8 protein-coding genes and 1 pseudogene are annotated in these 10,164 nt (G+C 68.1%); 7 read left to right on the top strand and 2 right to left on the bottom strand.

Going from position 1 to position 10,164, the window contains the following annotated elements:
* The 5 genes and pseudogenes from A8G15_RS27325 to A8G15_RS27305 all read left to right on the top strand — a co-directional run.
* Positions 1-632, top strand: a pseudogene (locus tag A8G15_RS27325) (type III glutamate--ammonia ligase); the annotation flags it as partial.
* 44 nt (positions 633-676) lie between these two features.
* A complete protein-coding gene (locus tag A8G15_RS27320) occupies positions 677-1,564 on the top strand; it encodes a class II glutamine amidotransferase domain-containing protein (protein WP_068166265.1) in 888 nt (295 codons plus the stop codon).
* Between the two features lie 47 nt (positions 1,565-1,611).
* Positions 1,612-2,322: a GltB/FmdC/FwdC-like GXGXG domain-containing protein gene (locus tag A8G15_RS27315; RefSeq protein WP_068166270.1), complete on the top strand. Its 711-nt coding sequence runs from the start codon at positions 1,612-1,614 to the stop codon at positions 2,320-2,322.
* 13 nt (positions 2,323-2,335) lie between these two features.
* Positions 2,336-3,667 carry an FMN-binding glutamate synthase family protein gene (locus A8G15_RS27310; protein ID WP_068166264.1) on the top strand — a complete coding sequence of 444 codons (1,332 nt, stop codon included), beginning with the start codon at positions 2,336-2,338 and terminating at the stop codon, positions 3,665-3,667.
* Between the two features lie 158 nt (positions 3,668-3,825).
* Positions 3,826-4,473: a helix-turn-helix domain-containing protein gene (locus A8G15_RS27305; RefSeq protein ID WP_068166263.1), complete on the top strand. Its 648-nt coding sequence runs from the start codon at positions 3,826-3,828 to the stop codon at positions 4,471-4,473.
* 10 nt (positions 4,474-4,483) lie between these two features.
* Here the strand turns inward: A8G15_RS27305 and A8G15_RS27300 are convergent, their stop codons facing one another.
* Both A8G15_RS27300 and A8G15_RS27295 read right to left on the bottom strand, forming a co-directional pair.
* Positions 4,484-5,332, bottom strand: coding sequence for an SDR family oxidoreductase (locus tag A8G15_RS27300; RefSeq protein WP_068166261.1), 849 nt, complete (start codon positions 5,330-5,332; stop codon positions 4,484-4,486).
* Positions 5,333-5,454: 122 nt separating this feature from the next.
* Entirely contained in the window at positions 5,455-6,789 is a 1,335-nt protein-coding gene (locus A8G15_RS27295) for an ammonium transporter (protein ID WP_068166259.1), read from the bottom strand.
* A gap of 172 nt (positions 6,790-6,961) precedes the next feature.
* Here A8G15_RS27295 and A8G15_RS27290 point away from each other — a divergent pair, with 172 nt between their 5' ends.
* Together A8G15_RS27290 and fdhD are read left to right on the top strand one after the other, a co-directional pair.
* Positions 6,962-9,274: an FdhF/YdeP family oxidoreductase gene (locus A8G15_RS27290; RefSeq protein WP_068166257.1), complete on the top strand. Its 2,313-nt coding sequence runs from the start codon at positions 6,962-6,964 to the stop codon at positions 9,272-9,274.
* On the top strand, positions 9,274-10,104 hold the full coding sequence (gene fdhD, locus A8G15_RS27285) for a formate dehydrogenase accessory sulfurtransferase FdhD (RefSeq protein ID WP_068166254.1): 831 nt from the start codon (positions 9,274-9,276) through the stop codon (positions 10,102-10,104). The genes A8G15_RS27290 and fdhD overlap by 1 nt, the downstream gene beginning before the upstream one ends.
* Positions 10,105-10,164 lie beyond the last annotated feature (60 nt).

The following is a 10,164-nucleotide window of genomic DNA, read 5'->3' as shown; positions in this document are numbered from 1 at the left end:
CCTTCATGCCCAAGCCGTTCGCCGACCGCACCGGGTCCGGGATGCACATGCACCTGTCCCTGTGGAGCGACGGCGCCGCCGCGTTCCCCGACGAAACCGATCCCCGCGGCCTCGGCCTGTCGAAGACCGCCTACTCGTTCATCGCAGGCATCCTCGAGCATGCGTGCGCGCTGCAGGGCGTCATCGCACCGACCGTCAACTCCTACAAGCGAACCGGTGCGACCGCGACGAGTTCCGGCGCGACCTGGTCGCCGCGCCACGCAACCTACGGCGGCAACGACCGCACCCACTACCTGCGGGTGCCCGACGGCAACCGCGTCGAGTTGCGGGGCGGGGACGGCTCCGCGAACCCGTATCTGGCGACCGCGGCCACCGTCGCCGCAGGCCTGGACGGAGTTCGGCGCAACCTCGATCCCGGCGAGCCCGGCAGCGGCTCGAACGGTGCGGCCCTGCCGATGACGTTGCTGCACGCGATGGACGCGCTCGCTGCCGACCCGGTGGTCACCGGCGCACTCGACGCGGCGGGTCCCGGCGTCGCCGACTACTTCACCGGCCTCAAGCGCGAGGAGTTCTTCCACTGGCACAACACGGTGACCCCGTGGGAGATCGACAGTTATCTGACCGCCTTCTGACCCATCCCGCCTCCGCGACCAACCGATTCGAAAGGGACCGACATATGTGCGGAATCGTCGGGCTTCACCTTCGTGACGCCTCCCTCCAGCCCCGCCTGGGAAGCCTGCTCACCGGAATGCTCGGCCAAATGGTCGATCGCGGACCGGATTCCGCCGGTGTAGCCCTCTACGGCGACCCCACCTTCTCCCCCACCGGCCACGCAGCGGTCTCGCTTCTCGGCACCGTCGGCGACCTCGCCGGCACCCTGGAGACGGCGTTGGGTGTACGGGTGGGCCTCATCGACCTGCCGCCGACCACCATCGTCCACGCCCCTGTCGCGGCCGCAGTGCTCGCCGACACGATCCGGGCCGTCGATCCCGGCGCCACCGTCATCGGGTTCGGCGACGACGTCACCGTCCTGAAGGGCATGGGCGATCCGGTCGCCCTCGCCGAGAGTTTCGGGCTTCCGGCCGCGAGCGGATGGCAGGGTGTCGGGCACACCCGCATGGCCACCGAATCGGCGGTCACGGCGGCGGGCTCGCATCCGTTCGCGGTCGGACCCGACCAGTGCCTGGTGCACAACGGCTCGTTCTCCAATCACCTGTCCGTCAAACGCGAACTCGAAGCCGAGGGGGTGCGGTTCGACAGCGAGAACGACACCGAGGTGGGCGCACGGTTCGTCGCCAAGCACCTCGCCGACGGTGCCGACCTGGAGAAGGCACTGCGCCTGCTCGGCGAACGCTTCGACGGCTTCTACACCCTGCTGGTGTCCACCTCCGACTCGTTCGCCGTGGTCCGCGACCCGATCGCCTGCAAGCCCGCAATCGTCGCCGAGACCGACGCCTACGTTGCGATGGCCTCCGAGTTCCGTGCCCTCGCCGGGCTGCCCGGCATCGCCGACGCCCACATCTTCGAGCCCGAACCCGATGAGGTCTACGTGTGGCACCGCTGAACATCGATACCCCGCGACCCCAGGAGACCCCCGTGACCCTTGAAGTGATGAACCAGGAAACACCGTCCCTCACAGGTGGGACGGCCACCGTCTACGACCTCGCGGTGACCTCGACGCGTGACCTCAACGCCGCCCTGCACGCCACCGAGACCCCCGCGACCGTCACCGTGACGAACCCCCAGGGCAAGCACGCCGTGGCGTGCGGCCTCGACCGCGCCCTCGACGTGACCGTCGAAGGCCACGTCGGCTACTACGCGGCCGGGATGAACAAGCACGCGACCGTCACGATCGACGGCAACGCCGGAGTCGGTGTCGCGGAGAACATGATGTCCGGCACCGTGCGCGTCACCGGGGACGCGTCGCAATCCGCCGGTGCGACCGCACACGGCGGCCTGCTGGTGATCGAGGGCAATGCCGCGGCCCGCTGCGGAATCTCGATGAAGGGCGTCGACATCGTCGTCGGCGGTGACATCGGGCACATGAGCGCGTTCATGGGGCAGGCCGGCAGGCTCGTCGTTCTCGGCGATACCGGTGAGGCACTGGGCGATTCGCTGTACGAAGTGCGGATCTACGTGCGCGGCACCGTGGCGTCTCTCGGCGCCGACTGCATCGAGAAGCAGATGCGGCCCGAGCATCTCGCGGAACTGGCGGATCTGCTCGCACAGGCCGGTTTCGACGCCGACCCGGCGGAGTTCACCCGGTACGGCTCGGCCCGAAACCTGTACCACTTCCACGTCGACAACGCGTCGTCCTACTGATCGAGGAGACATCATGACCACGTTCCAGCCCGGGCTCCGCGAATCTGCCACGTTCGACCGCGGTGTCATCCACGAGATCCAGCGCGCCGCCGAGACCGGCATCTACGACATTCGCGGCTGGGGCGCCAAGCGCAAGCTGCCCCACTTCGACGATCTGCTGTTCCTCGGTTCGTCCATGTCCCGCTACCCGCTCGAGGGCTATCGCGAGAAGTGCGAGACGGGCGTCGTCCTCGGGGACCGGCACGCGAAGTACCCTCTGCACCTGGATATTCCGGTCACCATCGCCGGAATGAGCTTCGGTGCACTCTCGGGCCGGGCGAAGGAGGCGCTCGGCCGGGGCGCGAGCGAGGTCGGCACATCGACGACCACCGGCGACGGCGGCATGACCCCCGAGGAACGCGGTCAGTCCAAGCATCTTGTCTACCAGTATCTTCCGTCGCGTTACGGAATGAACCCCGACGATCTGCGCAAGGCCGACGCCATCGAGATCGTGCTGGGCCAGGGCGCCAAACCCGGTGGCGGCGGCATGCTGCTGGGGCAGAAGATCACCGAGCGGGTCGCGGGAATGCGCACCCTCCCGGTCGGCATCGACCAGCGCTCGGCCTGCAGGCATCCGGACTGGACCGGCCCCGACGATCTCGCCGTCAAGATCATCGAACTGCGTGAGATCACCGGCTGGGAGAAGCCGATCTACGTCAAGGTCGGCGCGACCCGCACCTACTACGACGTGAAACTGGCGGTCAAGGCCGGCGCCGACGTCGTCGTCGTCGACGGCATGCAGGGCGGTACCGCCGCGACACAGGACGTGTTCATCGAGCACGTCGGCATCCCGACCCTCGCCGCGGTCCCCCAGGCGGTGCAGGCACTGCAGGAGATGGGGGTGCATCGCACCCCGGGCGGCGTGCAGCTCATCGTCTCCGGCGGCATCCGCTCCGGCGCCGACGTCGCCAAGGCGATGGCCCTCGGCGCCGACGCGGTCGCGATCGGCACGGCGGCGTTGATCGCCCTGGGCGACAACGACCCCCGGTACCAGGACGAGTACGAGAAGCTCGGTTCGGCTGCCGGGTTCTACGACGACTTCCAGGACGGCAAGGATCCGGCCGGCATCACGACACAGGATCCGGAGTTGCAGTCCCGTTTCGATCCGGTCGAGGGCGGGCGGCGTCTGGCGAACTACCTGCGGGTGCTCACGATGGAAGCCCAGACCATCGCCCGCGCGTGCGGCAAGTCGCACCTGCGCAACCTCGAACCGCAGGATCTGGTCGCCCTCACGATCGAATCGGCGGCGATGGCCCGCGTGCCGCTGGCCGGCACCGAGTGGGTTCCCGGCCGCACCACCTTCTGACGCAGCCCCCTCCTCCCCCGCTCTTCCGGGTGTCCGCCCCTGCTCTTTCCGAGCGAATGTATCGTTCATCTCCTTCAACCGAGTGAACGGTACATTCGCTCGGATACGGGCGCGCCCAACCGTCCACTGCCGGTGGACAGGCGGCTAGGCTGAGCGTCATGAGCAGCCCCGATCGGCCCGTCCTGCACGACGACTCCGGACGCGAAGTTCCCCGCGACACCCCCACCGGGGTCGACCTGGAGCGCGCGATCGCCGGGCAGGTCCGCAAGCTGCGGCTGGCCAGCGGGCTGTCCGTCGGCGACATGGCGACCCGGATCGGGATCTCGAAGGCGATGCTCTCGAAGATCGAGAACGCCCAGACCTCGTGCAGCCTGTCCACTCTCGCACGACTCGCGGCCGGTCTCGACGTACCGGTGACGTCGCTGTTCCGAGGTGCGGACACGCACCGCGAAGCCGTTTTCGTCAAAGCGGGCACCGGGGCCGAGATCGTCGGCCGCGGGACCCGCGTGGGACACCACTACGAATTGCTCGGCGGTCTACGCGGGCAGCACAAGCGACTCGAACCGGTCCTGGTCACGCTGACCGACGCGAGCGAGGTCTTCCCGCTGTTCCAGCATCCGGGTACCGAGCTGCTGTACATGCTCGAGGGCGAGATGCTGTACGGGCACGGCGAATCCGAGTACCGGCTTCAGCCGGGTGATGCTCTGCTGCTCGACGGTGAGGGTCTGCACGGCCCGAACGAGCTGGTGGCGCTTCCGATCCGGTTCCTCGCGGTCACCGCGTACCCCGACAATCACCAGGAGTGAGACGGAGCGTTCAGTCCAGGAACAGATCGAGCTGCAGTTCGCCGTCACCGGCCCGGTACCGGTCGAGATCGGTGATCCCGGCCGCGGCGAGGACCTCGTCGTCGATGTAGAAGTTCCCCGTCGCCTCCGCACTCGGCGACGTGAGCACCAGATACGCGGCATCCGCGTAGATCTCCGGTGTCCGGGACGAATTGACCATCCGGTCGCCGCCGAGCAGGTTGCGCACCGCGGCGGTGGCGATGGTGGTGCGCGGCCACAGCGAGTTCACCGCGATACCGTCGCCTTTCAGCTCCTCGGCGAGACCCAGTGTCGTCAGACTCATCCCGTATTTCGCGATGGTGTAGGCGAGTGCGCCGCCCGCCCACTTCGGCGACAGGTTCAGTGGCGGTGAGAGCGTCAGGATGTGCGGGTTGCGGCCCGCACCGGCCGAGCGCCGCAGCGACGGGATCGACAATTTGGAGAGCAGGAACGTGCCCCGGCAGTTGATGTCCTGCATGAGATCGTATTTCTTCATCGCGATCCGGTCGGTCGGTGACAGGTCGATCGCGGACGCGTTGTTCACGACGATGTCGATCCCGCCGAACTCCTCGACGGTCCGCCGCACGGCCTCGGCGACCGCGTCGTCGTCGCGCACGTCTCCCACGAACGGCAGCACCCGGCCACCGGCCTGTTCGATTTCGGCGGCAGCGGTGTAGATCGTGCCCGGGAGCTTCGGATTCGGGGTCTCGGTTTTCGCGATCAGCGTGATGTTCGCACCGTCGCGGGCCACGCGCAGGGCGATGGCCAGGCCGATGCCCCGGCTTCCACCCGACATGATCATCGTTCTTCCGGCCAGGGGTTTCGCGTCCGGTGCGGTCATGTGCGCTCCTCGTCGACTGCTGTCCGATTATGCGCGCCCCGGGGCCGGTATGTGCCGAAACGTGCGGGTTCCCTCCTGCCACGACCGCGGCGGGAGGGAACCCGTGGAGGTGCACTGCCATGTCACTTCACGGCGGGAACGACCACCTCCCGGTCCCCCGCGAACTCCTCGGGCCGCATCTTCGACGGCCCGGCGGTACCGAAACTGTCCATCACATAGGCTGTTTCGCCGTGGACCGGAACGTCGATCCCGGTGATCTCGGTTTCCTTGTCGACACGCAGCCCCACCGTCCTGTCGATCACCTTGGCGATCAGCCAGGTCACGGCGAAGCAGTAGCCGAAGACCGCGGCCATCGCGAGGATCTGACGGCCGAGCAGGTCGATACCGCCGCCGAAGAACAAACCGTCGACGCCGGCCGGGGCCGCTGCGGTCGCGACGAACGCGATGAGCAGGGTGCCGACGACACCACCCATGAGGTGGATGGCGACGACGTCGAGCGAATCGTCGTATCCGAGTTTGAATTTCAGGCTCACGGTCAGGAAGCACACGGCGCCCGCGGCGAAGCCGATGAGCAGGGCGCCGAGCGGCGAGACCAGGCTGGCAGCGGGGGTGATGCCGACGAGCGCGGCGATCATGCCGGAGACCGCACCGAGGGTCGTCGCGTGCTTCTCCCGGATGCGTTCGACGAGCAGCCAGCCGAGCAGTCCCGACACCGCGGCGACCATCGTGTTCAGCACCACGACCCCGGCGGTGTGGTTGGCGCCGCCCGCCGAACCGCCGTTGAACCCGAACCAGCCGAACATGAGGATGCCGCCGCCGAGTACGACGAGGGGCAGGTTGTGCGGACGCGCGACGTGCGGAAAGCCCCTCCTTTTGCCCAGTGCGATCGCCAGTGCCAGTGCGGCGACCCCGGCGTTCATGTGCACGGCGGTGCCACCGGCGAAATCGTGGGCACCGAGCGTGTTGGCGATCCAGCCGCCGGTGGTTCCGGCCTCCTCGTCGTCGAAGGCGAACACCCAGTGTGCGACCGGGAAGTACACGAGCACCACCCAGACACCGGAGAAGATCATCCATGCGGAGAATTTCATGCGGTCGGCGACACCACCGGCGATGATCGCCACGGTGATGCCCGCGAACAGCAGATGGAACGCCGCGGTCAACGCGGCGGGTGTTCCGTCGGACGGTTCGAGCAGCGAGCCGAGTCCGATGTCCGTGAACGGGTTACCGATGAGGCCGAGCCCGCCGACGCTGTCGCCGAGCACCGCGGCCGGGCCGAAGAACACCCACACCACGCCGGCGACGGCGAAGCCTCCGAGAACCATCATGATCATGTTGAGCGCGCTCTTGACGCCGAGCATGCCGCCGTAGAACAGAGCGAGCCCGGGAACCATCAGAGCCACTGCCGTGAAAGCCGCGAGAATCCAGGCAGTGTCGGCGGCAGCGATTGCCTCTTCCATACGTGTCCACCCTGTCCGGAGGAAAGCCCTCCAACGCACCTACCGTCTTATGCTGTTCATCAGCGTTCCCCGAGAGTGAACGGTGGATGTGAAACACGACCACGCACGGGGTGAACATCTCGTTACGGCGGCCGACTGGCCGAACGAATACGGCGCGGGCCACTATGGACCCATGACGAGACGCGCACCCGTGGACGACATCGACGAAACGACGCTCGAGGTCACCGAGGCGAAGGATCATGCTGCCGGGGTGCCCGCGGTGCTCGTCTCGCTGCAGCGTGCGTACGCGCAGATGGGTGCGGCTCGGACGGTGTCGACGCTGGCCCGGCTCAACCAGCGCCACGGATTCGACTGCCCGGGCTGCGCCTGGCCGGAGACGCCCGGCCACCGCAAGCCCGCGGAGTTCTGCGAGAACGGCGCGAAAGCGGTCGCCGAGGAAGCGACCCTGCGGACGGTCACCCCGGAGTTCTTCGCCCGGCATTCCGTCGACGACCTGGCGGCACGGACCGACTACTGGCTCGGCCAGCAGGGCCGGATCACCCACCCGATGGTGCTGCGACCGGGCGGCGACCACTACGAGCCGATCACCTGGGACGCGGCCTTCGCACTCATCGCCGACGAACTGCGCTCGCTCCCGTCACCCGACGACGCCGTCTTCTACACCTCGGGCCGCACGAGCAACGAGGCCGCGTTCCTCTACCAGCTGCTCATCCGCAGCTACGGCACCAACAACATGCCGGACTGTTCGAACATGTGCCACGAATCGTCCGGTAGCGCCCTCATCGACGCGATCGGCATCGGCAAGGGCTCGGTGTCGGTTCCCGACCTCGAACAGGCCGGTCTGATCGTCATCGCAGGACAGAATCCGGGCACGAATCATCCGCGGATGCTGTCGACGCTCGAGAAGGCGAAGAGCAACGGCGCAAGGATCATCGCGATCAACCCCCTGCCCGAGGCCGGCCTGCGCCGGTTCAAGGATCCGCAGAAGGCCAACGGCGTGGTCGGGCGCGGTGTCGACATCGCCGACGAGTTCCTGCAGATCCGCCTCGGCGGCGACATGGCCCTGTTCCAGGGCCTGGGCCGCCTGCTGTTCGAGGCCGAGGACGCTGCGCCCGGTACCGTCGTGGACCGCACGTTCGTCGAACGCTACTGCGCGGGTTTCGACGACTACGAAAAGCACATCCGAGCAGTCGATCTCGACGAGGTCCTGGAAGCCACGGGACTGACCGAGCAGCAGTTGCGGGCCACGGCGGCCGATCTCGTCGCGTCGCGAGGCACGGTGATCTGCTGGGCGATGGGCCTGACCCAGCACACCCACGCGGTCGCGACCATCGCCGAAGCGGTGAACCTGCTGCTCGTCCGCGGCATGATCGGCAGGCCCGGTGCCGGAGTGTGCCCGGTGCGTGGGCACTCGAACGTGCAGGGCGACCGCACGATGGGCATCTGGGAGAAGATGCCCGAGTGGTTCCTCGCCGCGCTCGACACCGAATTCGGGATCACCAGTCCGCGGCGGCACGGCTACGACACCGTCGATGCCATTCGGGCGATGCGCGACGGTCGCGCCTCGTTCTTCATGGCGATGGGCGGCAATTTCGTCTCCGCGACCCCGGACACCGCTGCCACCGAGGCCGCGCTGCGCAACTGCGCGCTGACGGTCCAGGTGTCGACCAAGCTCAATCGCAGCCACGTCGTGCACGGCCGCACGGCACTGATCCTGCCGACTCTCGGACGCACCGACCTCGACGTGCAGGCGAGCGGCAGACAGATGGTGTCGGTGGAGGATTCGATGTCGATGGTGCACCTGTCGCGCGGGCGCCTGAACCCGGTCTCCGATCATCTGCGCAGCGAGGTCGCGATCGTCTGCGGCCTCGCCCGGGCGCTGTTCGGGCCGGAACATCCGGTGCGCTGGAACGCATTCGAAGGCGACTACGACCTGATCCGCGATTCGATCGCGCGGGTCGTGCCCGGGTGCGAGGACTACAACACGCGGGTACGCCGGCCGGACGGCTTCCAGCTCCCGCACCCACCGCGGGATGCGCGCGAATTCACCACGAGCACAGGCAGAGCCAATTTCGCGGTGAACCCGCTCGTATGGGTTCCGACACCGCCCGGCCGGGTGATCCTGCAGACTCTGCGCAGCCACGACCAGTACAACACCACCATCTACGGACTCGACGACCGCTACCGCGGAGTCAGCAACGGCCGCAAGGTAATCTTCCTGCATCCGGACGACGTCGTCGAACTCGGTTTCTCCGAGGGTGATCTCGTCGATCTGGTCTCCGAGTGGACCACTCCGGACGGCAGCGTCGAGGAAAGGCGGGTCCACGACTTCCGCATCGTGCCGTACAGCACCCCGCGGGGAAACGCGGCCGCCTACTACCCCGAGACGAACCCGCTGGTGCCGCTCGATCACGTCGCCGCGAAGTCGAACACCCCTGTATCCAAGGCGATCACCGTCCGCCTGGAGAAGGCGGGGCGAGACTGATGGGTCGCGTCACCGCGCGGCGGCCGGTGCTGCGGATCACCCCGGAGGGGCGGGTCAGGCGACCCGACACCCTGGCCGTCGAGGAGCCGCTGGAGATCCGGCTCGACGGCCGGTCGCTGACGGTCACGATGCGCACGCCCGGTCACGACGTCGAGCTCGCACACGGTTTCCTTCTCGCCGAAGGGATCATCGGACACCGCGACGACATCGTCACCGTGCGGTACTGCGACGGCGTCGACGAGACCGGCGCGAACACCTACAACGTGCTCGACGTCACGCTCGCCGCCGGCGTCACCGTCCCCGACGGTGCCGGTGCCCGCAACTTCGTGACGACCTCGGCGTGCGGGGTGTGCGGGAAGGAATCGCTGGACCGGGTCCGCACCCGCAGCCGATTCCCGTCGGCGGCGCACACGCCCGCGGTCACCGTCGACGCGCTGGCATCGATGCCCGACGCACTGCGCGGTCGGCAGAAGGTCTTCGACACCACCGGCGGGCTCCACGCCGCGGGACTGTTCACGCTCGACGGGGTGCTGCTCGAGGTGCGCGAGGACGTCGGCCGGCACAACGCCGTCGACAAGGTGCTCGGCTGGGCGTTGACGGAGAACCGGGTGCCACTGACGGACACGGTGCTCATCGTGAGCGGCCGGGCCTCGTTCGAACTGGCCCAGAAGGCCGTGATGGCAGGGGTTCCGGTACTCGGGGCGGTGTCGGCACCGTCGTCGCTGGCGGTGGACCTCGCGGCCGAAGCCGGACTGACGCTCGTCGGGTTCCTGCGCGGCGGAACCATGAACGTCTACAGTGGCGCCGACCGCCTCGAGAGCGGCGCCTGAGCCGGCGCCGTGGGTCGCCGGCGGGTGACCGCGGCCATCGCCTCCCGCCCCGAGCGAACG

It is taken from the genome of Rhodococcus phenolicus (genome assembly GCF_001646785.1).
GTDB lineage: Bacteria > Actinomycetota > Actinomycetes > Mycobacteriales > Mycobacteriaceae > Rhodococcus > Rhodococcus phenolicus.
Note: the sequence above shows the minus strand (reverse complement) of the source record. Positions and strands in the feature narration are given on the sequence as shown.

Bases quoted from the DNA above. Each gene is read 5' to 3' on its own strand.
- A8G15_RS27320 (WP_068166265.1), top strand. From the start codon at position 677: ATGTGCGGAATCGTCGGGCTTCACCTTCGTGACGCCTCCCTCCAGCCC.
- A8G15_RS27315 (WP_068166270.1), top strand. From the start codon at position 1,612: ATGAACCAGGAAACACCGTCCCTCACAGGTGGGACGGCCACCGTCTAC.
- A8G15_RS27310 (WP_068166264.1), top strand. From the start codon at position 2,336: ATGACCACGTTCCAGCCCGGGCTCCGCGAATCTGCCACGTTCGACCGC.
- A8G15_RS27305 (WP_068166263.1), top strand. From the start codon at position 3,826: ATGAGCAGCCCCGATCGGCCCGTCCTGCACGACGACTCCGGACGCGAA.
- A8G15_RS27300 (WP_068166261.1), bottom strand. From the start codon at position 5,332: ATGACCGCACCGGACGCGAAACCCCTGGCCGGAAGAACGATGATCATG.
- A8G15_RS27295 (WP_068166259.1), bottom strand. From the start codon at position 6,789: ATGGAAGAGGCAATCGCTGCCGCCGACACTGCCTGGATTCTCGCGGCT.
- A8G15_RS27290 (WP_068166257.1), top strand. From the start codon at position 6,962: ATGACGAGACGCGCACCCGTGGACGACATCGACGAAACGACGCTCGAG.
- fdhD (WP_068166254.1), top strand. From the start codon at position 9,274: ATGGGTCGCGTCACCGCGCGGCGGCCGGTGCTGCGGATCACCCCGGAG.